This is a genomic window from Streptomyces sp. NBC_01298, assembly GCF_035978755.1.
In the GTDB taxonomy this organism is placed as follows: domain Bacteria; phylum Actinomycetota; class Actinomycetes; order Streptomycetales; family Streptomycetaceae; genus Streptomyces.
Map to the genome: position 1 here is coordinate 3808182 of NZ_CP108414.1, position 25462 is coordinate 3833643.

Annotated in this window: 24 protein-coding genes and 1 pseudogene; 11 read left to right on the plus strand and 14 right to left on the minus strand. The window is 71.3% G+C overall.

What is annotated here, in order from left to right; translation table 11 throughout:
• Position 1: 1 nt before the first annotated feature.
• The 4 genes from OG730_RS16985 to OG730_RS17000 form a co-directional block, all read right to left on the minus strand.
• On the minus strand, positions 2-1126 hold the full coding sequence (locus OG730_RS16985; protein ID WP_327305053.1) for a GuaB3 family IMP dehydrogenase-related protein: 1125 nt from the start codon (positions 1124-1126) through the stop codon (positions 2-4).
• A gap of 156 nt (positions 1127-1282) precedes the next feature.
• Positions 1283-2797, minus strand: a complete 1515-nt coding sequence (gene guaB, locus OG730_RS16990; protein WP_327305054.1) for an IMP dehydrogenase — start codon at positions 2795-2797, stop codon at positions 1283-1285.
• A gap of 168 nt (positions 2798-2965) precedes the next feature.
• Positions 2966-3595, minus strand: a complete 630-nt coding sequence (locus tag OG730_RS16995) for a sigma-70 family RNA polymerase sigma factor (RefSeq protein ID WP_266880655.1) — start codon at positions 3593-3595, stop codon at positions 2966-2968.
• A gap of 378 nt (positions 3596-3973) precedes the next feature.
• Positions 3974-4585 carry a response regulator transcription factor gene (locus OG730_RS17000; RefSeq protein WP_003948568.1) on the minus strand — a complete coding sequence of 204 codons (612 nt, stop codon included), beginning with the start codon at positions 4583-4585 and terminating at the stop codon, positions 3974-3976.
• 379 nt (positions 4586-4964) lie between these two features.
• Here OG730_RS17000 and OG730_RS17005 point away from each other — a divergent pair, with 379 nt between their 5' ends.
• Positions 4965-5300 carry a WhiB family transcriptional regulator gene (locus OG730_RS17005; RefSeq protein WP_327305055.1) on the plus strand — a complete coding sequence of 112 codons (336 nt, stop codon included), beginning with the start codon at positions 4965-4967 and terminating at the stop codon, positions 5298-5300.
• Positions 5301-5552: 252 nt separating this feature from the next.
• Here the strand turns inward: OG730_RS17005 and OG730_RS17010 are convergent, their stop codons facing one another.
• Positions 5553-6452 carry a LysR family transcriptional regulator gene (locus tag OG730_RS17010; RefSeq protein WP_327305056.1) on the minus strand — a complete coding sequence of 300 codons (900 nt, stop codon included), beginning with the start codon at positions 6450-6452 and terminating at the stop codon, positions 5553-5555.
• Positions 6453-6531: 79 nt separating this feature from the next.
• Here OG730_RS17010 and OG730_RS17015 point away from each other — a divergent pair, with 79 nt between their 5' ends.
• The 3 genes from OG730_RS17015 (at position 6532) to OG730_RS17025 (ending at position 8796) form a co-directional block, all read left to right on the plus strand.
• Positions 6532-7209: an MOSC domain-containing protein gene (locus OG730_RS17015; protein WP_327305057.1), complete on the plus strand. Its 678-nt coding sequence runs from the start codon at positions 6532-6534 to the stop codon at positions 7207-7209.
• Between the two features lie 9 nt (positions 7210-7218).
• A complete protein-coding gene (locus tag OG730_RS17020; RefSeq protein WP_327305058.1) occupies positions 7219-7992 on the plus strand; it encodes an SDR family NAD(P)-dependent oxidoreductase in 774 nt (257 codons plus the stop codon).
• A 105-nt stretch (positions 7993-8097) separates the two neighbouring features.
• Complete coding sequence (locus OG730_RS17025; RefSeq protein ID WP_327305059.1) at positions 8098-8796, plus strand: ester cyclase; 699 nt, start codon at positions 8098-8100, stop codon at positions 8794-8796.
• Positions 8797-8912: 116 nt separating this feature from the next.
• On the opposite strand, the gene groL is transcribed toward OG730_RS17025, so the two are convergent.
• Positions 8913-10544, minus strand: coding sequence for a chaperonin GroEL (gene groL / locus OG730_RS17030; RefSeq protein ID WP_327254515.1), 1632 nt, complete (start codon positions 10542-10544; stop codon positions 8913-8915).
• 136 nt (positions 10545-10680) lie between these two features.
• The gene (gene groES, locus OG730_RS17035) at positions 10681-10989 is read right to left on the minus strand and encodes a co-chaperone GroES (RefSeq protein ID WP_008739621.1); all 309 of its coding nucleotides are present in this window, start codon (positions 10987-10989) and stop codon (positions 10681-10683) included.
• Between the two features lie 819 nt (positions 10990-11808).
• Between groES and OG730_RS17040 the strand changes: the two genes are divergently transcribed.
• From OG730_RS17040 to OG730_RS17055, 4 genes are read left to right on the plus strand one after another with little or no spacing between them, the layout of a single operon-like run.
• Positions 11809-12501, plus strand: coding sequence for a response regulator transcription factor (locus OG730_RS17040; protein WP_327305060.1), 693 nt, complete (start codon positions 11809-11811; stop codon positions 12499-12501).
• Positions 12494-13915 (plus strand): sensor histidine kinase, encoded by a 1422-nt coding sequence (locus tag OG730_RS17045; RefSeq protein ID WP_327305061.1) that lies wholly within the window; start codon positions 12494-12496, stop codon positions 13913-13915. The genes OG730_RS17040 and OG730_RS17045 overlap by 8 nt, the downstream gene beginning before the upstream one ends.
• A gap of 57 nt (positions 13916-13972) precedes the next feature.
• A complete protein-coding gene (locus OG730_RS17050; protein WP_327305062.1) occupies positions 13973-15244 on the plus strand; it encodes an LCP family protein in 1272 nt (423 codons plus the stop codon).
• Positions 15232-16668, plus strand: a complete 1437-nt coding sequence (locus tag OG730_RS17055; protein ID WP_327305063.1) for an FtsW/RodA/SpoVE family cell cycle protein — start codon at positions 15232-15234, stop codon at positions 16666-16668. Before OG730_RS17050 ends, OG730_RS17055 begins: the two co-directional genes overlap by 13 nt.
• On the opposite strand, the gene OG730_RS17060 is transcribed toward OG730_RS17055, so the two are convergent.
• Entirely contained in the window at positions 16659-17543 is an 885-nt protein-coding gene (locus OG730_RS17060; protein WP_327305064.1) for a polysaccharide deacetylase family protein, read from the minus strand. The two genes, OG730_RS17055 and OG730_RS17060, sit on opposite strands and share 10 nt — an antisense overlap.
• A gap of 90 nt (positions 17544-17633) precedes the next feature.
• Here OG730_RS17060 and OG730_RS17065 point away from each other — a divergent pair.
• A pseudogene (locus OG730_RS17065) lies at positions 17634-18864 on the plus strand (RNA-guided endonuclease InsQ/TnpB family protein).
• A gap of 63 nt (positions 18865-18927) precedes the next feature.
• Here OG730_RS17065 and OG730_RS17070 read toward each other — a convergent pair.
• Complete coding sequence (locus OG730_RS17070; RefSeq protein ID WP_442814942.1) at positions 18928-19893, minus strand: polysaccharide deacetylase family protein; 966 nt, start codon at positions 19891-19893, stop codon at positions 18928-18930.
• Positions 19894-19993: 100 nt separating this feature from the next.
• On the opposite strand from OG730_RS17070, the gene OG730_RS17075 reads away from it, so the two are divergent.
• A complete protein-coding gene (locus tag OG730_RS17075; protein WP_327305066.1) occupies positions 19994-21172 on the plus strand; it encodes a class I SAM-dependent methyltransferase in 1179 nt (392 codons plus the stop codon).
• On the opposite strand, the gene OG730_RS17080 is transcribed toward OG730_RS17075, so the two are convergent.
• The 5 genes from OG730_RS17080 to tsaB are packed head-to-tail and all read right to left on the minus strand — an operon-like array spanning position 21152 to position 24650.
• A complete protein-coding gene (locus OG730_RS17080; protein ID WP_327305067.1) occupies positions 21152-21865 on the minus strand; it encodes a hypothetical protein in 714 nt (237 codons plus the stop codon). The genes OG730_RS17075 and OG730_RS17080 overlap by 21 nt on opposite strands.
• A gap of 53 nt (positions 21866-21918) precedes the next feature.
• Positions 21919-22182 carry a hypothetical protein gene (locus tag OG730_RS17085; protein WP_327309301.1) on the minus strand — a complete coding sequence of 88 codons (264 nt, stop codon included), beginning with the start codon at positions 22180-22182 and terminating at the stop codon, positions 21919-21921.
• A 14-nt stretch (positions 22183-22196) separates the two neighbouring features.
• Positions 22197-23384 (minus strand): tRNA (adenosine(37)-N6)-threonylcarbamoyltransferase complex transferase subunit TsaD, encoded by a 1188-nt coding sequence (gene tsaD, locus OG730_RS17090; RefSeq protein WP_327305068.1) that lies wholly within the window; start codon positions 23382-23384, stop codon positions 22197-22199.
• Positions 23377-23943: a ribosomal protein S18-alanine N-acetyltransferase gene (rimI, locus tag OG730_RS17095; RefSeq protein ID WP_327309302.1), complete on the minus strand. Its 567-nt coding sequence runs from the start codon at positions 23941-23943 to the stop codon at positions 23377-23379. Before rimI ends, tsaD begins: the two co-directional genes overlap by 8 nt.
• 29 nt (positions 23944-23972) lie before the next feature.
• A complete protein-coding gene (gene tsaB, locus OG730_RS17100; protein ID WP_327305069.1) occupies positions 23973-24650 on the minus strand; it encodes a tRNA (adenosine(37)-N6)-threonylcarbamoyltransferase complex dimerization subunit type 1 TsaB in 678 nt (225 codons plus the stop codon).
• 164 nt (positions 24651-24814) lie between these two features.
• Here tsaB and OG730_RS17105 point away from each other — a divergent pair, with 164 nt between their 5' ends.
• On the plus strand, positions 24815-25372 hold the full coding sequence (locus OG730_RS17105; protein WP_327305070.1) for a hypothetical protein: 558 nt from the start codon (positions 24815-24817) through the stop codon (positions 25370-25372).
• Positions 25373-25462: the final 90 nt, after the last annotated feature.

Below are 25462 nucleotides of genomic sequence, written 5' to 3' on the forward strand. Positions count from 1 at the left end.
GTCAGCGGCTGTGCTGCGAGTCCGCGATGGTGACCTCGACCCGCTGGAACTCCTTGAGCTCGCTGTAGCCGGTGGTGGCCATCGAGCGGCGCAGCGCGCCGAAGATGTTCATGGAGCCGTCCGGGGAGTGCGACGGGCCGGTGAGAATCTCCTCGGTGGTGCCGACCGTGCCGAGGTCGACCTTCTTGCCGCGCGGCACGTCCTCGTGGACGGCCTCCATGCCCCAGTGGTTGCCCTTGCCGGGCGCGTCCGTGGCACGGGCCAGCGGGGAGCCCATCATCACGGCGTCGGCGCCGCAGGCGACGGCCTTGGGGATGTCGCCGGACCAGCCCACGCCGCCGTCGGCGATGACGTGCACGTAGCGGCCGCCGGACTCGTCCATGTAGTCGCGGCGGGCCGCGGCCACGTCGGCGACGGCGGTGGCCATCGGGACCTGGATACCGAGCACGTTGCGCGTGGTGTGCGCGGCGCCGCCGCCGAAGCCGACCAGGACACCGGCCGCGCCGGTGCGCATCAGGTGCAGGGCCGCGGTGTAGGTGGCGCAGCCGCCCACGATGACCGGGACGTCGAGCTCGTAGATGAACTGCTTGAGGTTCAGCGGCTCGGCGGCGCCGGAGACGTGCTCCGCCGACACGGTGGTGCCGCGGATCACGAAGATGTCCACGCCCGCGTCGACGACGGCCTTGGAGAACTCGGCCGTGCGCTGCGGGGAGAGGGCGGCGGCGGTGACGACACCGGAGTCGCGCACCTCCTTGATCCGCTGACGGATCAGGTCCGCCTGGATGGGAGCGGAGTAGATCTCCTGGAGACGGCGGGTGGCGGTCTCCTCGTCCAGCTCCGCGATCTCGTCGAGCAGCGGCTGCGGGTCCTCGTACCGGGTCCACAGACCTTCGAGGTTCAGCACGCCGAGGCCGCCGAGCTCGCCGATGCGGATGGCGGTCTGCGGGGAGACGACCGAGTCCATGGGGGCGGCCAGGAACGGGAGCTCGAAGCGGTAGGCGTCGATCTGCCAGGCGATCGAGACCTCCTTCGGGTCCCGGGTACGGCGGCTGGGGACGATGGCGATGTCATCGAACGCGTACGCCCTGCGGCCGCGCTTGCCGCGCCCGATCTCGATCTCAGTCACGTGTGGTGGCCTTTCCTGTGGGTCTGCCCGTCCAGTATCCCCGAACCCCGGCGCGCCGCGTTCCGGTGACCGCTGTACGGACGCACGTACCGGGCACGCCGGAGGGGCGGGCCCGCGCGGGCCCGCCCCTCCGGTACTGCGTGGATGCCGCTCCGATCAGCCCTTGCGGCTGTAGTTCGGCGCCTCGACCGTCATCTGGATGTCGTGCGGGTGGCTCTCCTTGAGCCCCGCCGAGGTGATCCGGACGAACCGGCCCCGGTCCTGGAGCTCCGGCACCGTCCGGCCGCCGACGTAGAACATCGACTGGCGCAGGCCGCCGACGAGCTGGTGCACGACCGCGGAGAGCGGTCCGCGGTACGGGACCTGGCCCTCGATGCCCTCGGGGATGAGCTTGTCGTCGCCGCCCACGCCCTCCTGGAAGTAGCGGTCCTTGGAGAAGGACTTACGGTCGCCGCGGGACTGCATCGCGCCGAGCGAGCCCATGCCGCGGTACGACTTGAACTGCTTGCCGTTGATGAAGAGCAGCTCGCCCGGGGACTCCTCGCAGCCCGCGAGCAGCGAGCCGAGCATCACCGTGTCGGCGCCCGCCACGAGGGCCTTGGCGATGTCGCCGGAGTACTGCAGGCCGCCGTCGCCGATGACCGGCACGCCGGCCGCCTTGGCGGCGAGCGCGGCCTCGTAGATCGCGGTGACCTGCGGGACGCCGATGCCGGCGACGACGCGGGTGGTGCAGATGGAGCCGGGGCCGACGCCGACCTTGATGCCGTCGCAGCCGGCGTCGATGAGGGCCTGGGCGCCGTCGCGGGTGGCGATGTTGCCGCCGATGACGTCGACCGTCGAGTTCGACTTGATCTTGGAGACCATGTCGCCGACGAGGCGGGAGTGACCGTGGGCGGTGTCGACGACGATGAAGTCGGCGCCCGCCTCGATCAGGGCCTGGGCCCGCTCGTACGCGTCGCCCGCGACACCGACGGCCGCGCCGACGAGCAGCCGGCCGTCCTTGTCCTTGGCGGCGTTCGGGTACTTCTCCGCCTTGACGAAGTCCTTGACCGTGATGAGGCCCTTGAGCAGGCCGGCCTCGTCGACGAGCGGCAGCTTCTCGATCTTGTGGCGGCGCAGCAGCTCCATGGCGTCCACGCCGGAGATGCCCACCTTGCCCGTGACCAGCGGCATCGGGGTCATGACCTCGCGCACCTGGCGGCTGCGGTCCGACTCGAAGGCCATGTCGCGGTTGGTGACGATGCCGAGCAGCTTGCCCGCCGGGTCCGTGACCGGGACGCCGGAGATGCGGAACTTCGCGCAGAGCTCGTCGGCCTCGCCAAGGGTCGCGTCGGGGTGCACCGTGATCGGGTCGGTGACCATGCCGGACTCGGAGCGCTTGACCAGGTCTACCTGGTTGGCCTGGTCGGCGATGGAGAGGTTGCGGTGCAGGACGCCGACGCCGCCCTGGCGGGCCATCGCGATGGCCATCCGGGCCTCGGTGACCTTGTCCATGGCGGCGGAGAGCAGCGGGACGTTCACGCGCACGTTGCGGGAGATGAGCGAGGAGGTGTCGATGGCGTCCGGGGACATGTCCGAGGACCCGGGGAGCAGCAGCACATCGTCATAGGTGAGGCCGAGCGTGGCGAATTTGTCGGGCATCCCAGTCGAGTCGCTGCCGTTCACAGTCATGACACCTTCCAAGATGGTCTTGCTCAGCGCGGATGTCCATGCTAACGGGATCCCGACGCCTCTCATTCCACGACGAAGATCGACGCCAAGGTTCGTATCTTCCTACGGGAAAAACCCGTACGGCCTACGGGAAAAACCTCGCACGGCCTACGGGAAGACCCGCACGGCCTACTGCTCGGCGAGCGCGCGGAGCCGGCTCAGCGCCCGGTGCTGGGCGACGCGCACCGCCCCGGGGGACATTCCGAGCATCTGCCCGGTCTCTTCGGCGGTCAGCCCGACGGCCACGCGCAGGACGAGGAGCTCGCGCTGGTTCTCCGGAAGGTTGGCGAGCAGCTTCTTGGCCCAGGCGGCGTCACTGCTCAGCAGTGCGCGCTCCTCCGGCCCCAGGGAGTCGTCGGGCCGCTCCGGCATCTCGTCGGAGGGCACGGCCGTACTGCCCGGATGGCGCATGGCGGCCCGCTGGAGATCGGCGACCTTGTGCGCGGCGATGGCGAAGACGAAGGCCTCGAAGGGGCGTCCGGTGTCGCGGTAGCGCGGCAGGGCCATCAGGACGGCGACGCAGACCTCCTGCGCCAGGTCCTCCACGAAGTGACGAGCGTCACCCGGAAGTCGCGACAGGCGGGAGCGGCAGTAGCGGATGGCGAGGGGGTGCACGAAGGCCAGCAGATCGTGGGTGGCCTGCTCGTCGCCCTCCACCGCACGGCGTACGAGCGCGCTGACGGTACCGTCGCCGCTGTTGCGGGAGGCGCCGCCGCCCCCTGTGGTCGCGGGTGACCCCGGGGCCTCGTCGTCGCGCATCAATCCATGGTGCCTTGGCGCCGGGGCATTCGCGGCACCGCGGCCCGTGTTGTGCGTCGAAGCGTTATGCGTCGACGGGTCGTGCGGGGTGGGTGCACCGGAACTCATGGTCTGGCCCTCCCCTCCCGCTCGGCCGAATCGTCCCCGCGGCGACATCTCCAGGATGCGCCACACCCTCAAGCATGCGGCATCGCGCCCGAAGCGACACGTCCCCCGGATTGTGCACCGTCAATCCCCCGCGCGCACCAGGGTGCGGCGGATCGGACGGCGGGAGATTCCGGAGGGCGGCCGGGGCCGCGGGTCCGGGGTGGGCCGGGGGCCGGGACGGGCCGGCCCGCCGACGGCACCGCCGGCCGGTGAGGGCCGGCGGACCTGCGGTCAGCGGACCAGGCCCCAGCGGAACCCGAGCGCCACGGCGTGCGCCCGGTCGGACGCACCCAGCTTCTTGAACAGCCGGCGGGCGTGCGTCTTGACCGTGTCCTCGGAGAGGAAGAGCTCGCGCCCGATCTCCGCGTTGGACCGGCCGTGGCTCATGCCTTCCAGCACCTGGATCTCGCGTGCGGTGAGCGTGGGCGCGGCGCCCATCTCGGCCGAACGGAGCCGGCGCGGGGCCAGCCTCCAGGTCGGGTCGGCGAGGGCCTGGGTGACCGTGGCCCGCAGTTCGGCGCGCGAGGCGTCCTTGTGCAGGTAGCCCCGGGCGCCGGCGGCGACCGCGAGGGCCACGCCGTCCAGGTCCTCGGCGACCGTCAGCATGATGATGCGGGCCCCGGGGTCGGCCGAGAGCAGCCGGCGCACCGTCTCCACACCGCCGAGCCCGGGCATCCGTACATCCATCAGAATCAGGTCGGAACGGTCGGCACCCCAGCGGCGGAGGACTTCCTCGCCGTTGGCAGCCGTCGTCACACGCTCGACGCCGGGCACGGTGGCAACCGCGCGGCGGAGCGCCTCTCGGGCAAGCGGGGAGTCGTCGCAGACGAGGACGGATGTCATGACCGCCCTCCGCAGCTGCTGATGCGCGTCACCTTGAGCCTCCAGGCTGGTACGTATCGTCACCTGTGCGGTCGATGCCCCCGGACACATGTCCGAGAACTTCTTGGTTCAACCGCCTTCGCACTCTCAACGATGGTCACTCGAAAGAGTTACGGGTCGGACGGACACCTTCGGCACTCTACGTGAGGAAGCGAACACAAGGCAGGAGCCACTCGCCGCGTGTCCTCCAGATGACGGTATGCCCTATTTGGCGGCTTTCCTTCCGTTTGGCGCATGTCTGAGGCTAGATTCCCAATGAGTCATATTTACATCTACTACGACAGTAGGTGTGGAGACATGGACCGTATCCGCCTCAGTACCGGCACCAAGAGGACTACCAATGGCAGATTTCTCCCGCCTCCCCGGACCGAACGCCGACCTCTGGGACTGGCAGCTGCTGGCTGCCTGCCGCGGGGTCGACAGCTCCCTCTTCTTCCACCCGGAAGGCGAGCGGGGCGCGGCCAGGAGCGCGCGCGAGACCTCGGCTAAAGAGGTCTGCATGCGATGCCCGGTGCGTTCTGAATGCGCCGCGCACGCACTCGCCGTCCGTGAGCCCTACGGGGTGTGGGGCGGCCTCACCGAGGACGAACGCGAAGAACTGATGGGCCGCGCCCGCCACCGCCTGATCCCGGCGACCACCGCGATCGGGCCGAGCGCGCCGATCGCCCCGCACTGACCGGGCTCCACACGAAACGACCGAAGGAACGTTTCGCCGATCTGATCGGCACACGCAGCACCGGCACACGCAGCACCGACGCGCACGGGTGTGCCGCGTACCGGACCGGGCTGCCACCCGACCGGCCGTACCGCCGTACGGTCCTTCGCGTGGCGGCCCCGTCCGCCGCGGGATCCGGCCACCCGGCCCATCGGGGCCAGGGCCATCCGCGCCAGGGCCGGCCGCCGGCGCCGGACCGAGCGCGCCCGGCCGTCAGCGCCGGGCGGCCCGCTCCAGCTGGACCAGGGTCGCGGCCACCGCCGGCACCCTGGCCAGGTCGGGCAGGGTCAGCGCGACGACCTCCCGCTCGACGGCCGGTTCCACGACGAGGGTGCTCACGCCCTTGGCCCGTACGGACTCCACCGCGAGCTCCGGCAGCACCGCGACCCCGAGCCCGGCCCCGACCAGGCCGACCACGGCCGGGTAGTCGTCGGTGGCGAAGTCGATGCGCGGGGTGAAACCGGCCGCCTCGCACACCTCCACCAGATGGCGGCGGCAGCGCGGACAGCCCGCGATCCAGGGCTCGTCGGCCAGCTCCGCCATGCCCACCCGCTCCGCTCCCGCCAGCCGGTGCCCTTCGGGAACCAGCCCGACGAGCCGGTCGGTCAGCAGCGGCCGGACCACGAGGTCCTCCCACTCGGCCGCCGATCCCGAGGCGCCGCCGTAGCGGAAGGCCAGCGCCAGATCGCAGTCCCCCTCGCGCAGCATCTCCACCGAGCGCGGCGGCTCCGCCTCGACCAGTGAGATCCGGGTCCCCGGGTGCTCGGCGCGCATCGCCGCGAGCGCGGTCGGCACCAGCGTGGAACTGCCGCTGGGGAAGGAGACCAGCCGGACCCGCCCAGCGCGCAGCCCGGCGATGGCCGCGACCTCCTCCTCCGCGGCCGTCAGTCCGGCGAGGATCCCGGCGGCATGCCGGACCAGCGCCTCACCGGCCTGGGTGAGGCGCATCTCGCGCCCGGTGCGGATCAGCAGCGGGGTGCCGGCGGACTGCTCCAGCGCCTTCATCTGCTGGGAGACGGCCGGTTGGGTGCAGCCGAGCTCGCGGGCGGCGGCGGAGAAGGACCCGGTTCCGGCGACAGCGCGCAGAACTCGGAGATGACGTGCCTCGATCACCCTTCGAGCATAAGGGGTACTTTGATCTCGGCGCGAATGACCCCCGGCTGCCTTTGAGGTGATCGGCTAGCGTGGTGCCATGCATCTGATCTCCGTGAACCTCGGCCGTGCGACGGCCGTCGACTACACCGACGCCCCGGACGGGCTGACCGGTCACGGCAAGATCCCCGCGCCGGGCCCCGTACGGGTCTTCGCTCCGGGCCCCAAGGGCGTCGGCGCGAGCGGCGTCGAAGGGGACGACGTCTGTCACCTGCGCCATCACGGCGGTGACCACCAGGCCGTGTACGCGTACGCCCGCGAGGACCTGGAGTGGTGGGAGCGGGAGCTCGGCCGCGAACTGCCCGGCGGGACCTTCGGCGAGAACTTCACCACCTCCGGACTCGACGTGAACGGCGCGCTGCTCGGCGAGCGCTGGCGGGTCGGACCCGATCTGCTCCTGGAGGTGGCCTCGGCCCGCATCCCGTGCCGGACCTTCCAGGGGATCCTCGGCGAGAGGGCCTGGGTCAAGCGGTTCACCCAGGAGGCCCGGCCGGGCGCCTACCTGCGGGTCCTGCGGGAAGGCTCGGTCTCCCCCGGGGACACCATCGAGGTCGCGCACCGCCCGGACCACGAGGTGACGGTGGCGTTCTGGTTCCGCGCCTTCACCACCGAGCGGGAGCTGCTGCCGCGCACACTGGCGGCGGGTGACGCGCTGGAGCCGGAAGCCCGGGACAAGGCGCTGGCCCACGTGGAGAAGTACGGGAAGCCGGGCGACTAGGTTGCGCCTATGACGACTGCGTTGATTACGGGATCCACGGCGGGCATCGGCGCCGCCTTCGCCCGGCGGCTCGCCGCCCAGGGGCACAACCTCGTCCTGGTGGCGCGGGACACCAAGCGCCTCGGGGAGCAGGCCACCGAGCTGCACGACCGGCACGGCATCGAGGCCGAGGTGCTGGCCGCCGACCTCTCCACCGAGGAGGGCATCACGGCGGTCGAGGAGCGCCTCGCCGACCGCAAGCACCCGGTGGACCTGCTGGTGAACAACGCGGGCTTCGGCAACAAGGGCCGCTACCTCGAAGTGTCCATGGCCGACGAGCTGACCATGCTGAAGGTCCACATCGAGGCCGTGCTGCGGCTGACCTCGGCGGCCGTGGAGCCGATGCGCTCGCGCGGGCGCGGCGGCGTGATCAACGTGGCCTCGGTGGCCGCCTTCCTGCCGCGCGGCACCTACGGGGCGAGCAAGGCCTGGGTCGTGCAGTTCACCCAGGGCGCGGCCAAGGACCTGACCGGCTCGGGCGTACGGATGATGGCGCTGTGCCCGGGCTTCGTGCGCACCGAGTTCCACGAGCGGGCCGGCATGGGCACGGACAACATCCCCGGCTGGATGTGGCTCGACGCCGACAAGCTGGTGGCCGCCGCGCTGGCCGATCTGGCGCGGGGCAAGACGGTGTCGATCCCGGATCCGCGGTACAAGGCGCTGATGGGCGTGGTGAAGCTGACCCCGCGGGGGCTGCTGGGCGGGATGTCCTCGCGCACGGGGCGCAAGTACGGGCCCCAGTAATCGGGGCGCGGGTCCCGCATCCCGTGGTGACCTGTGGGTAAACGGGGCATATGGGTGAAATCTCCCTAGACTGGATGTGTCCCATCCAGCGCGGGAGGCGACGCGATGACATTCGTACAAGTGATCGACTACGAGACCAAGCGCTTCGACGAGATGAACAGTCTCATCGACCGCTATGCCGAGCAGACCGCCGGCAGGCGCACGGTCACCCACACGCTCATCGGCAGGGATCGCGACTCCAAGACCCACTACGTGGACCTCGTCGAATTCCCCTCGTACGAAGAGGCCATGAGGAACTCCTCGCTCCCGGAAACCGACCGGATGTTCCAGGAGATGGTGGCGCTCTGCGAAGGCATGCCGAAGTTCATGAACCTCGACGTGGTCCGTGACGAGTACCTCAACAAGCTCGTCGTGAACCGCTTCCTCGAGGAGGTCGTGGGCAAGGGCAACTTCGACGCCGTCGAGGAGTGCATCGCCGCCGACTACGTCACCCACGACATCATGGAGAAGGCGGGCGAGGGCGGCGGCCGCGAGGGCATCCGCAAGACCGTCGGCATGTGGCGGAGCGCGTTCGACATGACCTTCGACATGACGCGGCAGGTCGCCGAAGGCGACTGCGTCACCACCCTGTGGGACTGGAAGGGCACTCACAAGGGCGAGTTCATGGGGGTCGCGCCGACCGGCAAGGAATTCACCATGTCGGGTTGTACGACCTGCCGGATCGAGAACGGCCAGATCGCCGAGGACTGGTGGTACTACGACGCACCGGGCCTGATGCGCCAGATGGGCATGATGCCCGGATAGCACCGGACAGCACCGGACAGCAGACGAGAAAGCCCCGGTCACCACCGCTTGGCAGTGGTGACCGGGGCTTTGCCGTACTTACCGACCGTTCTTACCGGCCGCGCCTACTGACGAGGTCAGTGGCTGTGGCCGTGGCCACCGTGGCCGTGACCGGCGTCGCCCTCGTCGTCGGCCGGCTTCTCGACGACCAGGGTCTCGGTCGTGAGCAGCAGCGACGCGATGGAAGCGGCGTTCTCCAGCGCGGAGCGGGTGACCTTGACCGGGTCGATGACGCCGGCCTTGACCAGGTCGCCGTACTCGCCGGTGGCGGCGTTGAAGCCCTGGCCCTTCTCGAGCTCGGCGACCTTCGCGGTGATGACGTAGCCCTCGAGGCCGGCGTTCTCCGCGATCCAGCGCAGCGGCTCGACGGCGGCGCGGCGCACGACCGCGACACCGGTGGCCTCGTCGCCCGACAGGCCGAGGTTGCCTTCCAGCACCTTCACGGCGTGGACGAGAGCGGAGCCACCGCCGGAGACGATGCCCTCCTCGACCGCGGCGCGGGTCGCCGAGATGGCGTCCTCGAGACGGTGCTTCTTCTCCTTGAGCTCCACCTCGGTGGCGGCGCCGACCTTGATGACGCAGACGCCGCCGGCGAGCTTCGCCAGGCGCTCCTGCAGCTTCTCGCGGTCCCAGTCCGAGTCGGTCGACTCGATCTCGGCCTTGATCTGGTTGACGCGGCCGAGGACCTCGTCGGAAGAGCCGCCACCGTCGACGATGGTGGTGCTGTCCTTGGAGATCGTGACGCGGCGGGCGGAGCCCAGTACGTCCAGACCGGCCTGGTCGAGCTTGAGGCCGACCTCCTCGGCGATGACGGTGGCACCGGTGAGGGTGGCCATGTCCTGGAGCATCGCCTTGCGGCGGTCACCGAAGCCGGGCGCCTTGACGGCGACGGCGTTGAAGGTGCCACGGATCTTGTTGACGACGAGGGTGGAGAGCGCCTCGCCCTCGACGTCCTCGGCGATGATCAGGAGCGGCTTGGAGGCGCCGGCCTGGATGACCTTCTCGAGCAGCGGCAGGAGGTCCTGGATGGAGGAGATCTTGCCCTGGTTGATCAGGATGTACGGGTCATCGAGGATGGCCTCCATACGCTCCTGGTCGGAGACCATGTACGGGGACAGGTAGCCCTTGTCGAAGGCCATGCCCTCGGTGAACTCGAGCTCCAGGCCGAAGGCGTTGGACTCCTCGACGGTGATGACACCGTCCTTGCCGACCTTGTCCATCGCCTCGGCGATGAGGTCACCGACCTGCTGGTCCTGCGCGGAGAGCGCGGCCACGGCGGCGATGTCGGACTTGTCCTCGATCGGGCGGGCGGTCGCGAGGAGCTCCTCGGACACGGCCTTGACCGCGGCGTCGATGCCCTTCTTCAGGGCGGCCGGGGAAGCACCCGCGGCGACGTTGCGCAGACCCTCGCGGACCAGCGCCTGCGCCAGCACGGTGGCGGTGGTGGTGCCGTCACCCGCGACGTCGTTGGTCTTGGTCGCGACCTCCTTGACGAGCTGCGCGCCAAGGTTCTCGTACGGGTCGTCGAGCTCGACCTCACGGGCGATGGTGACGCCGTCGTTCGTGATGGTGGGAGCGCCGAACTTCTTGTCGATGACGACGTTGCGGCCCTTGGGACCGATCGTCACCTTGACGGTGTCGGCGAGCTTGTTGACGCCACGCTCAAGGGCGCGACGGGCGTCCTCGTCAAACTTGAGAATCTTCGGCATGGGAGCGGTTCAGCCCTCTCGTTGCTATCCCCGGCCGCTCACCGCGACCGCCTGTCAGACACGAACTACGCCCCTCGCCGCCCGGCATCAGCAGGGGTGACCAGGGGCGTAGCTCAAAGCAAAACTGGAGAAGTGATTACTTCTCGACGATCGCGAGCACGTCGCGGGCCGAGAGGACGAGGTACTCCTCGCCGTTGTACTTCACTTCGGTGCCGCCGTACTTGGAGTACAGGACGACGTCGCCGACGGTGACGTCCAGCGGGAGACGCTGGCCGTCCTCGAAGCGACCCGGACCCACGGCGAGGACGACGCCCTCCTGGGGCTTCTCCTTCGCGGTGTCCGGGATGACCAGGCCAGAGGCCGTGGTCTGCTCGGCGTCGAGCGGCTGGACCACAATGCGGTCCTCGAGCGGCTTGATGGCAACCTTGGAGCTGGTGGTCGTCACGATCTGACCTTCCGCTTCGGAGATCCGGGGTTAATTGTCTGAGGTGGCGACCATGTCGATCCGTCGTCGCGGGTGCCGGATCTGCCTGTCGCCGTGTTGGCACTCACCAGGGGCGAGTGCCAGACGCGAGACTATTCCGGGGATTAGCACTCGGTCAAGCGGAGTGCCAATACGCGCCGCTGGTTTCGCAGCCTTGGCCGCCTGTTCGAGGCCCCGAATCCTGCGGGGACGCTGTCCCCGGGCCCCTGCGCCTCAAGCGCCGGCGGGGCTGGCTTGCGCCGAGGCTCGGTGGCTGCGGGTGGGGGCCGGTGCCGGGGGCGGGGTGGGGTGTCGGCCTGGACTGCATGATTTAGGCGCCCTGCCCGCTACTTCGACAGGGTGCGCGTGTTCTCGCGCCACAAATCACGCTTTACGTCCCGGCCAACACCCCACCCCGCCCCCGTCGCCGACCCCGGCCCCGCCGCAGCCCCCACCGACCCCGGCTGGGGGATATTCCAGACCGCCCGCGCCACTCCAGCCGTCCGGCGCTTGAGGACCGGGGTCTGGGGCGGAGCCCCAGAGGGGGCCGGGCGCAGCCCGGGGCCCCGCTCCTTTCAGCCCGTCCGGCGTTTGAGGACCGGGTCCGGGCTGGCCCGGGGAACGGTGGAAGGGAGGGTAGGGGAACTCCGCCCCGCAGGGCCCAACCACCCGCACCCGCCCCGCCGGACGGAGTCCGGCGCAGCCGGGCGAAGCCCGCGCAGCGGTGCGAGGTCGGCGTGAAAGAGGTGTGGTCGGCGTCAAGCAAGAAGGAATGGCTGCCCGGTATGTGACGCTTGGGGCATGCGGATCCTGGTCGTCGAAGACGAAGTCAGCCTCGCCGATTCACTGCGGCGCGGCCTCTCCGCCGACGGCCACTGGGTCGACCTGGCCCACGACGGCCACCGCGGACTGGACCTGGCACTCACCGGAGGCCCGTACGACGTGGTCCTCCTCGACCTGATGCTCCCCGGCCTCTCGGGCTACGAGATCTGCACCCGGATGCGGTCCCACGGCGTCGCCACCCCCGTGCTGATGCTGACCGCCAAGGACGGCGAGTACGACGAGGCCGAGGGCCTGGACTCGGGTGCGGACGACTACCTGACGAAACCGTTCTCCTTCGTCGTCCTCGCCGCCCGCCTCCGCGCGCTCACCCGCCGCGCCGCCGGCGCGGGCGCCGCCGCCCGGACCGGGGTGCTGCAAGCCGGCGACCTCGTCCTCGACACCCAGGGCCGCCGCTGCCGCCGGGGCACGCACGAGATCGAGCTGACCGCCCGTGAGCTCGGCGTCCTGGGCTGCCTGATGGAGCAGCCCGGCCGGGCCGTCGCCAAGCAGGACATCCTCGACGAGGTCTGGGACACCCCGCACGGCATCGACCCGAACATCGTCGAGGTCTACGTCTCCTCGCTCCGCCGGAAGATCGACGCCCCCTTCGGGCGCCGCGCGATCCTCACCGTGCACGGCACCGGCTACCGGATGGCCCCGGACGGTGGCTGAGCCGCCGTCGAAGCCGCGGCCCCGCCGCCTCGGCGGCCTCCGCGCCCGCGCCGCCGCGGCGGCCGCCCTCGCGATGGCCGCCGTACTGGCCGCCGGCGGGCTGTGGCTCTACACCCTGCTGCGCGCCAACCTCATCGAGAACACCACCGGCCGCACCGAGCTGGCCGCCCGCAAGGTGGCCGCGCAGTCCGACACCGGGAGCCTCCCGGCCGGCGGCCGGCTGCCCGCGCCCGAGGGCGGGGTCGACCTGGTCCTCGTACGGAACGCGGCCGGGACCGTCGTGGCCACCAGTGGGGACCTGAAGGACACCCCGGAGCTCACGGAGCTGGGCCCCGCGGCCGGGCAGGACGTACGGTCGGCCGTGCTGCCGCCCGCACGCCCCGGCGCACAGCGGCGCGTGGTGGTCGCCGTGGACGCGCCCGGCCCGCCGGGGGCGCACGACCCGCACACCGTCTACGCCGCGACCGTCCTCGGCGACGTCGACGACGCCAACCGGGCCGTCGCGCTGGGCCTGCTCGCCGGCGCGCCCCCGCTGATCGCCTTCGCGGCGCTGCTGGCCTGGTGGGTGACGGGCCACGCGCTGCGCCCGGTCACCGCGATCCGCACCGGGCTGGCGGCGGTCACCGGGAGCGAGCTGGACCGGCGGGTCCCGGACCCGGGCGGCGCCGACGAGATCGCGCAGCTGGCACGGACCGTCAACGACACCCTCGACCGGCTGGAGCGCAGCGACGCCCGGCAGCGGCAGTTCACCGCCGACGCCTCGCACGAGCTGCGCAATCCCCTCGCGGCCGTCCGGTCCCGGCTGGAGGTGGCGCTGCGGGACCCCGACCGGGAGTCGGTGGCGGCCGCGCTGGCCGATACCGAGCGGCTGCAGGGCATCGCGGCCGATCTGCTCCTGCTGGCCCGGCTGGACGGCGGGCCGGCGCCGCGCCCCGAGCCGGTGGACCTCGCGCTGCTGGCCGCCGAGGACGTGGCGCGGCGCCCGGAGCCCCGGGCCCGGCTACGGGTGGACGCGCGGGCTCCCGTACCGGCGTCCGGGGATCCGGCGCGGCTGGAGCGGGCGCTGGCGAACCTGGTGGACAACGCCCTGCGGTACGCCCGTACCGGGGTCGTGGTGCGGGCCTTCGCCGAGGACGGCTGGGCGATGCTGGAGGTCACGGACGACGGGCCGGGCATCCCGGAGGCCGACCGGGACCGGGTCTTCGAGCGGTTCGTACGGCTGGACGCGGACCGGGGCCGGGCCAGCGGCGGCACCGGCCTGGGGCTGGCCATCGCCCGGGAGATCGCCCGGGCGCACGGCGGTGACGTCCGCGCGCTCCCGGCGCCCGCCGGCGGCGCCCGGCTGGTGCTGCGCGTGCCCGCCCCGGCCTCATCCGGCCGCGGCGCCGCACCCGCCCCCACCCCCGCCCCCTGAAGACGCCTTCAGGACCCTCAGGCTTCCTTCAGCACCGCTCCCCCAGCATCGACAGGCATGAGCGCCCACCGCAGGAAGACCCGTGCACCGAAGTCCCCGGCGGCCGCGTCCCGCCGCCGCAGGCTCACCCGCACCCTGCTGGCGTCCGGCTGCGCCCTGGTGGTGCTCGCGGGGGCGACCGCCTGGTACCTGTACGACGACCTCGCCTCCAGCATCGGCAGCTCCAAGGCCCTGGAGGGTGCCGAGAAGTCGAAGTACGGCGACGTGAACATCCTGCTGATGGGCCTGGACAGCCGCCGGGACCAGAACGGCGAGGACCTCCCGCCGGCCGTGCTCGACAAACTGCACGCGGGCGCGACCTCGGCCGTCGGCGGCTACAACACCAACACCCTGATCCTGCTGCACGTCCCCGGCGACGGGAGCGAGGCGAAGGCCTTCTCGGTGCCGCGCGACGACTTCGTCGAGCTGCACGGGGTGCCCGGTTTCACCGGCAAGGCCAAGATCAAGGAGGCGTACGGGCGGGCGAAGGCCAAGGTCGAGGACCAGCTCTCCGCCCAGGGGGTCACGGACCGGAGGCGGCTCGAGCGGGAGGGGCGCGAGGCGGGCCGCAAGGCGGAGATCGAGACGGTGCGCACCTTCCTGGGCGTGCCGATCGACCACTTCGCCGAGCTGAACCTGGCCGGTTTCTATCACCTCGCGGACGCGCTGGGCGGCGTACCGGTGTGTCTGAAGAAGCCGGCGAAGGACGGTTTCTCGGGGGCCGACTTCCCGGCGGGGCGCCAGACGCTCGACGGGCAGCAGTCGCTGGCCTTCGTACGGCAGCGGCACGGCCTGACCATGGGCGACCTGGACCGGACGAAGCGGCAGCAGGCGTTCCTGGCGGGGGCCACCTACCAGCTGAACCAGGCCGGGACCTTCACCGATCCGGTGAAGCTGATGAAGCTGATCGACGCGGCGAAGCAGGACGTGGTCACCGACCGGGGATGGGACCTGCTGTCCTTCGTGAAGCAGGCGAAGAACCTGTCCGGGGGCAACGTGGAGTTTGTGACCCTTCCCATCGAGAGCTTCGGACGGAACCATGGCGCCGAGATAAACGTCGTAGACGATATGAAGATAAAGCGGTTCATAGCCGAGCGGATCGGGCCCGGGGCCACTGCGAGCCCGAGCGCGCCTGGCACCGCTCCCTCCTCACCGGGCACCCCGCCCGCCCCGCAGGGCTCCGCGGACTCAGCGGGCTCCCCCAAGAGCTCCGCCCCCGCGCCCTCACCGTCCCGGAGCAGCAGCGGAACCCCCGCCATCGACGGCGGCGGCGTCCCGTGCGTGGACTGAAGCCCCTGACCTCGGCGGGCGCGCGCCGCCGCACGGAAGCACTGCTCCTCGTCCTCGTCCTCGCGGTGACCGTCTCCGGCCACATCGCCGCCGGCCTCGCGATGAACGACGAGCTGCCGGCCGGCCTCACCGGCTTCGTGGTCAGCATGACGCTGCTCGCGCTGGTGGGGCACCTGGCCGTGCGCCGGTTCGCGGCGTACGCGGATCCGCTGATCTTCCCGCTGGCCCTGCTGCTGACCGGGCTGGGGCTGGTGCTGCTGCACCGCCTCGACCAGGGGTACCTCGACCGGTACAACTCTCCGGCGGTGGCGCCCGGCCAGCTGATATGGACGGTGATCGGCGTCGCGGCCTGCATCGCGGTGCTGGGACTGCTGCGCGATCACCGCCTCCTCCAGCGGTTCATCTACATCACGATGGCCGTGGCCCTGGTGGCGCTGATCGCACCCGCGTTCTTCGGCGCGGACACCTACGGGGCGAAGCGCTGGATCAAGTTCGGCGCGCTCTCGGTCCAGCCCGGCGAGTTCGTGAAGATCATGATCGCGGTTTTCTTCGCGGGCTACCTGGTGATCCACCGTGACGCGCTGGCCCTGTCGGGACGCAAGTTCCTGGGCATGCGGCTGCCGCCGATGCGCCAGCTCGGCCCGCTCATCACGGTGTGGATCGTCTCGCTGCTGGTGCTGGTCTTCGAGCGCGACCTCGGCACCTCGCTGCTCTTCTTCGGCGTCTTCGTGGTCATGCTCTACGTGGCCACGGAACGCACCAGCTGGATCGTCTGCGGCCTGGTCCTCGCCTCGGCGGGCGCCTTCGTCGTGGGCACGACGGAGCCCCACGTCAAGGCCCGCGTGGCCGCCTGGCTGAACCCGCTGTCGTACTACTGGAAGGACCGGCCGCCGGGCATCGTCTCGGACCAGTCGGCGCAGGCGCTGTTCAGCTTCGGCACGGGCGGCATCTCGGGCACGGGCCTCGGCCTGGGCCATCCGGAACTGATCAAGTTCGCGGGCCGCAGCGACTTCATCCTGACGACGGTGGGCGAGGAGCTCGGCCTGGCCGGGGTCATGGCCGTCCTGATCCTCTACGCGCTCCTCGTGCAGCGCGGGCTGCGGATGGCGCTGGGCGCCCGCGACCCGTTCGGCAAGCTGCTGGCGGTGGGCCTGTCGTCCGCCCTGGCACTCCAGGTCTTCATCGTGGCCGGCGGCGTCACGGGGCTGATCCCGCTGACGGGCAAGGCCCTGCCCTTCCTGGCCGCGGGCGGCTCGTCCCTGCTGGCCAACTGGATCATGATCGCCCTGCTGCTGCGCATCTCCGACAGCACCGAACGACAACGCGAGGCGGACGCGCGGGGCCCGGCGGAGACGACGATCACGCCCACGATCACGCCGCAGGCCGCCGGGCCCGAACCGCACCCCGCCGCGCCCTACAGGTAGTCCTCCAGCCGGCCGATCCGGTAACCCTGCTCCTGTATCCGCCGGAGCATCCGGGTCGTCATCTCGGTCTCCGTCGTGCCCTTCAGCTCGGCGGGGCCGCGGAAGTGGGCCAGGATGATGTCACCGGGTTTGAGGGTGGAGCCCTCGGCGTACTGGAAGTTGTTGATCTGCATCGACACGCGCCACAGGAGGAGCTGGGAGATCCCGCACTCGTGCGCGGCCCTGAGGGTGTCGTCGTTGTGGTTGCCGTACGGCGGCCGGAAGAGCGCCGGCCGCTTGCCGAAGCGCTTCTCCAGGCGTTCCTGCTGCCCGCATATCTCCTTCTTCTGCGCCTCGAAGGACAGGGTGCGCAGATTCGGGTGCGTCAGGGTGTGGTTGTTTATCGTGCTGCCGGAGCCGTTGTCGCGGAGCTTTTCGAAGTGGCCGTAATCCGACGAGGCGATGTTGTCCGTGAGGAACATGCTGATCGGCAGCTTCAGATCGGCGGCCATCGTCAGGAACTCGGGGTTCTTCTCCGCGCCGTCGTCGAACGTCAGGAAGACGACCTTGTCGTCCGCCGGGACGGGTATTCGGTCGATGACCTGGACCCGCCCCGCCTTGGCGGGTGCGATCTGCGGTTTGGCGGCCGGCTTGGGCGCGTACTGGAGGGGGCCGCTGAGGCCCCACTTCTTGTACGCCTCGTCCGCCGCGGCCGCCGTTCCGCGGCCCGCGGCGGAGGGGGAGGCCGCCCCCGAGGGCGACGGCGTCGCCCTGGCCTCCGTGGTCTTGCGCCCCAGTCTCTCGATGGGGTCCACGCTGTCCCCGCACCCCGTCAGGGACAGCGCGAGCGCGCCGGCCGCCAGCGTTCCGGCTACGAACCGGCGCGCGTACTTCACTTGTTTTCTCCCACGACGCCGGAGGTCGGTTCGCATCTGGTCTGGCCTGCTCTTTCGGTTGTTGTCAGTTGCCGAGGCTAGGTTGTCGGCATGGCGACGACAGCGTCGGCGGGGGATACCGGGCATGCCCGGTATGCCTTCCGCATGCGCGTGTCGTCCACCGCGCTCGCCGCTTTGACGGCGGAGTGGGACCGGTGCCGGTGGATCTGGAACGAGTGCTGCGCGAAGTCGAAGCAGACGCACCTGTGGAACAAGGACCGGCCCGGGGGGACGGGCAAGCGGACCTGCGGCCCGGCGCAGCTCGACAAGATGCTGACCGAAGCCCGCACCCGGAACGCCTGGCTGCGGGACGGGTCCTCGGTTGTGCAGCAGCAGGTGATCCGGGATTTTCGGAAAGTCCCGCGCCAAGGCGCAGAAGGACATCAACGACCGGCTGCCGGTGCGGCGGCGGGCCGGTATGCCGAGGTGGAAGAGGAAGCGGGAAGCGCTGCCGTCCCTCAACTACACCAAGCGCGGTTTCCGGTTGAAGGATGGCCGCCTGTACCTGGCGGGCGGGATCGCCCTGACGGTGGTGTGGTCGCGGAACCTTCCGGCCGATCCGTCCAGCGTGCGCGTGTATCAGGATGGTCTCGGGCACTGGTACTGCTCGTTCGTGGTCCCCGCCGAGGTCGAGCCGCTGCCTGAGACCGGTCGTGTGATCGGTATCGACTGGGGCGTGAAGGAGACCGCGACCACCACCAGTGACGACCACGACCTGCCGCATGCCGAGCACGGCAAGAAGGCCGCCACCGGCCTCGCGCGCTATCAGCGGATGATGGCCCGCCGGAAACCGGCGAAGGGCAAGCCCGGGTCGAAGGGGTATCAGCGGGCGAAGAAACTGACGGCGAAGCTGCACAAGAAGGTGGCCCGGCAACGCCAGGACACCGGCCGCAAGTGGGCCAAAGCTGTCGTCCGCGACCACGATGCTCTGGCCGTGGAGGATTTCCGCCCGAAGTTCCTCGCCAAGTCCACCATGGCCCGCAAGGCGGCTGATGCGGCGATCTCCGCGACGAAGGCGGCCCTTGTCCAGATGGGCCGCAAGCACGGCCGCGCCGTGTTCCTGGTCAACCCCGCGCACACCACCATGGACTGCGCGCGGTGCGGAGCGAGAACCAAGCACGCACTACCTCTCTCGGAACGAATTTACGCCTGCACCGCGTGCGGAGCCGTGTCCCCCAGGGACAAGAACTCCGCCCGCGTGATGCTGGTCCGGGCTGGTCTCAACCCGGCTGGCGCTGAGGGCACAAGACCACCCGGGGCGCTGCCTCAAGTGGCCGCCTGAGCCAGAAATCCCCGATCAGCCCTGGAGAGTGAGGGATCCCCTGCTCTCCAGGGAGGGGAGGAATCAAAAGTAATCCTCCAGGCGAGCCACGGCATAACCCTTGTCCGTGACGGTCTTCATGACGTGACGGATCATGTCAGTCATGCTTCCCTTCCAGTCTTCCTTGCCCCGGAAGTGGGTCAGGATGATGTCACCGGGGTGCAGGTCCTTGTCCCATTCCCGCCAGTCCATCCGGTTCGGGAAGGCCTCCTCGTTCCACAGTGGAACGGCCTTGATGCCACAGGACTTGGCCGCGCGCAGCGTGTCCTCGTTGTAGTTCCCGTACGGCGGGCGGAAGAGCGTGGGGCGCTTGCCGAACGTCTTCTCGATGGTGTCCTGCTGACCGCAGATCTCCTGGCGCTGCTTCTCGTACGAGAGCGCCGGCATGTAGCGGTGGTTGAGCGTGTGGTTGTTGAGCGTGACGCCCGCCGCCTGCATCTCCTTGAAGTACGGGTAGTTGTCCCGGACCAGGTAGTCGCTCAGGAAGGCGGTGTACGGGAGCTTCAGCTCCTGCATCATCTTCAGGAACTCGGGGTCCTTCTCGGCCCCGTCGTCGATCGTCAGGAAGACGACCTTCTCCTCCGTGGGGACGGTGGTGAAGACCGGGGGCAGCTCGTCCTGGCCCTCGACCTCGAAGCCCTCGCGGGTGGGGATCTCCGGCTTCTCCTTGGGCGCCTGCGGAGCGACGAGCGGGGGCTTGGCCAGCCCCCACTTCTTCGCGGCGACGATCCGCGCCTGCTGGAGGGCCTTCAGCTTCTCGGCGTAGTTGCCGAGCGCGCCGGCCGCGCCGGCCTGCTCGCCCGCGGCGCCCGCGGCGGCCTTCGCCTTCGCCGCCTTGTCCGGCGCGTCGGACCCGCCGGCCCCGCAACCCGTGCCGAGTGCGGCGAGGAGCAGTGCGGCCATCGCGGCCGTACCCAACCGGCCGCGCGCGACTGCCGCGATCCGGTGACCGTGTTGCGTCTTATGTTCCGTTTGTCGGACTAGCTGCATAGTTCGGGATCTTTACACCCTTCACGCACGCGTTCCGGGCGACACCGCGAGGGGAATCCGACCTTCCTCCGAGTGGCCCACCGTGGCCGACAATGGACCCGTGACCCCCGAAGACTTCGCCGCGCTCCTCGCCCCCGAGGGCCACGCCCTCCTCGACTCGCTCCGGGACTACGACCCCGCCCAGGAGCTCGCCGTCGCCACCCGGCTGCGCCGCGAACACCCCGCCCCGCTGGTGTCCGCCGCCCTCGGTCAGGCCCGGCTGCGGCAGCGCGCCGTGGCGAAGTTCGGGGCCGAGGACGCCCACCGGATGTACTTCACCCCCGGCGGCGGGGAGATGGCCACCCGCGCCTCCGTGGCCTCGTACCGGGCCGAGCGGCTCGCCGCCCTGGGCGTACGGAGCCTCGCGGACCTCTGCTGCGGGATCGGCGGCGACGCGCTGGCCCTGGCCCGGCTCGGCATCCGCGTCCTGGCGGTGGACCACGACCCGCTGACCGTCGCCGTGGCGCGCGCCAATGCCGAGGCGCTCGGGCTGGCGGACCTGATCGAGGTCAGGGAGGCCGACGTGACGGAGGTCGACACCGCGGGCTACGACGCCGTCTTCATCGACCCGGCCCGCCGCGGCGGACGCGGCAGGATCTTCGACCCCGAGTCCTACTCCCCTCCCCTGTCCTGGGCCATCGCCACCGCCCGCGCCGCCAAGGTCGCCGCCATCAAGATCGCCCCCGGGATCCCCCACGAGGCGGTGCCCGCCGAGGCCCAGGCCGAGTGGATCTCCGACCAGGGGGACGTGAAGGAGGCCGTGCTGTGGTTCGGGACCGCCCCGGGCGAGATCCGCGCCACCCTGCTGCCCGGCCCGCGCGCCCTGGCCACCGCCGATCCGCTGCCCGACCCCGAGGCCGGTCCCGTCGGGCGCTACCTCTACGAGCCCGACGGCGCCGTGATCCGCGCCCACCTCGTCGCCGAGGTCGCCGAGCGGCTGGGCGGCCGGCTGATCGACCCGACCATCGCGTACATCACCGCCGACGAGCTGCGCGAGACCCCGTACGCGACCTCGTACGAGATCACCGACGTCCTGCCGTTCGGGCTGAAGAAGCTCAAGGCGCTGCTGCGCGAGCGCGGGGTGGGCATCCTCACGGTGAAGAAGCGCGGCTCCGCGATCGAGCCCGAGGAGCTGCGCAGGAAGGTGAAGCCGCAGGGCCCGAACTCCGCGACGGTCTTCCTGACCCGCGTCGCCGGCGCCCCCTCCATGCTGATCGGCTCACCGACCGCCCGTCCCTGACGGCTCGCCGGATCCGCCGGCCGCTCCCCCCGCCGCTCCGCCGGCCGCTCCCCCCGCCGCTCCCCCCGCCGCTCCGCCGGCCGCTCCGCCGAAGACCCGCAGCGCCCAGCGGTAGTGCGCGCCCGCCTTGCCGAGGCCCAGCAGGGCGGTGATCCACAGGATCATGCCGAGGCCCATGGTGTAGGCGACCTCCCCGTAGGTGTCGCCTCCGGGGCGGGCCGCCGCCGCCGAGCCGAAGGTCACCCAGAGCCCGAGCCCGCCCAGGGCGAAGGAGGCCAGCAGCCAGACCAGGCTGCGCCCGGGCGCGCGTACGGCGGCGTCCACGGGCGGGTCCCGGTCCAGCTCCGCCCAGGCGCACAGCAGCCGGCGGACCTGCCGGTCCCGCTTCGCGCCCCAGGCGAACCAGAACCCGGCCGGTATCAGCACGCCCACGCCGAGCACGGCGAAGATCAGGCCGAAGAGGTACGCGAACGGGTCGTGCGTCTCGATGGCCATCAGGGCCATGCCGACGAAGGACCAGCCCAGGGCGAAGACCGCCGAGACCGCCCAGAGGAGCAGGAGCCGGCCGAAGCCCAGACTGCGCCGCCCGAGCTCCCCCAGGAACCGGGCGCGGTCGGCCCGTACGGCGCTCACGTCGAGCCAGGCGCGCAGGTGCGCGGGAGGGGGCGGCGGCGGCAGGTCACGGCGGGGCATGTGCATGACCATATCCGCACGCCGCGGGGTCCGGAGGGCCGCCGAGCGGAGGCTCAGCCTCCGCCGGTCCCCCCGACCTCCACCGATTCGAAGCGCCAGCGGTGGACCGCCCGCGTGATCAAATCGGCTGCGGGCTCCGGCAGTTCGGGCAGATCGGCACCGATCCCCTCGGTCGCCTCCCACCAGGTGATGACGAGCACCCGGTCCTGCGGGGCGCTGAACACCTCGCGCCGCACCGGGTCTTGGGCCAGGATCCGCGAACGGGCCCACTCCAGCAGCTCGTTGGCCCGACCGGGCACGGCCCGGGCCTCCCACATCAGCGCGACGGTGCTCACGAGTACAGGTTGTCCTTGCTCAGCTCGTGCACGTGGTCGTGATCGTGCGCGTGGCCGGTTCCGTGACTGTGACCGTGACCGTCATCGTGTCCGTGGCCGTCGCCGCCCCCGTCGCCGTCCCCGTGGGAATGGCCGTGGGAATGGCCGGGAACATGCGGGTCGGTCACCGGCAGCGAGGAGTCCGCCGACAGGTCCCAGTCCGAGGGGGCCCTGTTCCGCTTGACCATCTCCGCGCCCAGCGCCGCCACCATCGCGCCGTTGTCCGTGCACAGCCCCGGCCGCGGCACCCGCAGGATGATCCCCGCGGCGTCGCACCGCTCCTGGGCCAGCGAGCGCAGCCGGGAGTTGGCCGCGACGCCGCCGCCGATCATCAGGTGGTCGACGCCCTCGTCCTTGCACGCGCGGATGGCCTTGCGCGTCAGCACGTCCACCACGGCCTCCTGGAAGGAGGCCGCCACGTCGCGCACCGGCACGTCCTCGCCCGCCTTGCGCTTCGCCTCGATCCAGCGGGCGACCGAGGTCTTGAGCCCGGAGAAGGAGAAGTCGTACGGGGCGTCGCGCGGCCCCGTCAGCCCGCGCGGGAAGGCGATCGCCTTCGGGTCCCCCTCGCGTGCGAGCCGGTCGATGACCGGGCCGCCGGGGAAGCCCAGCTGCAGGACGCGGGCGATCTTGTCGAAGGCCTCGCCCGCCGCGTCGTCGATGGTCGCGCCGAGCGGCCGTACGTCGGAGGTGATGTCGGGGGCCAGCAGCAGCGAGGAGTGCCCGCCGGAGACCAGCAGCGCCATCGTCGGCTCGGGCAGCGGCCCGTGCTCCAGCTGGTCCACGCAGATGTGCGAGGCCAGGTGGTTCACCCCGTAGAGCGGCTTGCCCAGCGCGTACGCGTAGGCCTTCGCGGCGGAGACGCCCACCAGCAGGGCGCCGGCGAGGCCGGGACCGGCGGTGACGGCGATGCCGTCGAGGTCGCGGGCGCTGACCCCGGCCTCCTTCAGGGCGCGCTCGATGGTGGGGACCATCGCCTCCAGGTGCGCGCGGGAGGCCACCTCGGGCACGACCCCGCCGAAACGGGCGTGCTCGTCGACGCTCGACGCGATGGCGTCCGCGAGCAGCGTGGTGCCGCGGACGATGCCGACGCCGGTCTCGTCGCAGGAGGTCTCGATGCCGAGGACGAGCGGTTCGTCAGCCATGGGTCGTCTCACCTTGCAGGGGTACGGAGCGTGCGGAGTCGGGGAGTGCGGAGGCGGGGTCCGCGGGGTCGGCGGGATCTGTGTGGTCGGCGGGGTCTGTGTGGTCCACGGGAACCGCCGGATCGGACAAGCGCCGCATCACGAGGGCGTCCACGTTGCCGGGCTGGTAGTAACCGCGCCGGAAGCCGATCGGCTCGAAGCCGAAGCGCGCGTAGAGCTTCTGCGCGCGCACGTTGTCGACCCGCACCTCCAGCAGTACCTCGGCGCACTCGAAGTCGGTGGCGGCGCGCAGCAGCTCGGTCAGCAGCCGGGCGCCGAGCCCGGTGCCCCACTGGTCGCGGGCCGCGGCGATGGTCTGTACGTCGGCCAGGTCACCGGCGGCGGCCAGCCCGGCATAGCCGACCAGCCGGCCCGCCTCCTCCGCGACGAGGTAGCGGCGCGTGGCGCCGGGGCCGCGGGCGTGGGCGAGCTCGGACCAGAACATCCCGGCGGACCAGGCGTCCTCGGGGAACAGCTCGTGCTCCAGTTCCAGCACGGGCCCGATGTCCCACCAGCGCATCTCGCGCAGGACGACCGCTGAGGTGGCTGTCACTGCGGGGTGACCACCTTGTAGTTCTTGGGCACCTCGGCGTCGGGCCGGCGCAGGTAGAGCGGGGTCGGCGGCATGCCGTCGGCGTTCTCGAACGCCTCCCCCGCCGCCAGCCGCCGCGCGGCCAGGGCGGCCAGGGCGGCGGCGCTCTGGTGCTCGGGGGCCCGGGCGTCGGTGAAGACCTCGGGGTAGAGCCGCGCTCCCTGCCCGACGGCGGGCAGTCCGGCGACGCGCTCGGCGATATCGGCCGGCCGGTCCACCGAGGGCCCGCCGGCCCGGGTGCGGGGGTCCTCGTAGCGCGCCCAGTAGACCTCCTTGCGCCGGGCGTCGGTGGCCACGACGAAGGGGCCCTCGATCCCGGCCTCGCCGGCCGCGTGGGCCAGGCCGTCCAGGGTGCAGAGCCCGTGGACGGGCACGCCGAGGACGGAGGCGAAGGTGGAGGCGGTCACGAGGCCGACGCGCAGTCCCGTGTAGGGGCCGGGGCCGACGCCGACGACGATGCCGGTGACGGCTTCGAGCGTGACCCCCGCCTCGGCGAGGACCTTGTCGACGGAGGGCAGCAGGAGCTCCCCGTGGCGGCGGGCGTCGACCTGGTTCGACTCGGCGAGGACGGACTCGCCGTCGTGCAGGGCGACGGTGACGGCGGGCGTGGCGGTATCTACAGCGAGCAAGAGCACGCGAACAGCCTACGACTCCGGGGCCCCGGGCCCTTGCGGCCGGTCTGCGGGCACCCCGGCTGCTACCTTCGGACCAGGTGTCAGGGTGTGATCGTTCGACTGAACATTTCGACCGCCATTTCGACTGACCCCTATCGACTGACCATGCGGAGAGGTGGAGCAAGGTGGCACGCAGCAGCTCGGGAATCGTGGCCGGGCTCACCGTCGGGGCGCTCGCCGTCGTCGGTTTCCTCGGCTACCAGGCCTCCGCCTCCGCTCCCGCGCTCCCGCCGAAGGCCGTCGCGCAGAGCCCGGTGCCCGCTCCGAGCGACTCGGGACCGGCCAAGACCGACCCGGCGAAGCCGGTGGCCCTCCCGGCCGGCTCCGGTACCGGAGTGCGCGTGGTCTACTCGCTCGGCGCCAAGCGCGTGTGGCTGGTGGGACCCACCGGGGCGCCGAAGTCCTTCGCGGTCGTGCCGAGCACGGTGCACCCGGCGACCGGCAGTTACACGGTGGGCGGCCGCACGGGCAAGGTGACCGGCTCGGACGGGGTGCCGATCGAGCACGTCGTCCGGTTCGCCAGTCCGCAGGGGGTCACGGTCGGCTTCAGCGCCCGCGTGGACAACACCCTGCCGACGCCCGATCCGGCGAAGAAGACCGGCGGTGTCCGCATGCTGCGCGCGGACGGTGACGCGATGTGGGCCTTCGCGACGATCGGCTCGAAGGTCGTCGTCGTTCCCTGACCCGGCCGCGACGCGCCAAGTTCACTCGTAAGAGACCCCGCCGACAGCGCGACGGGTCTCCGCTTCAGGCAGCTACAGCAGCTACAGCCA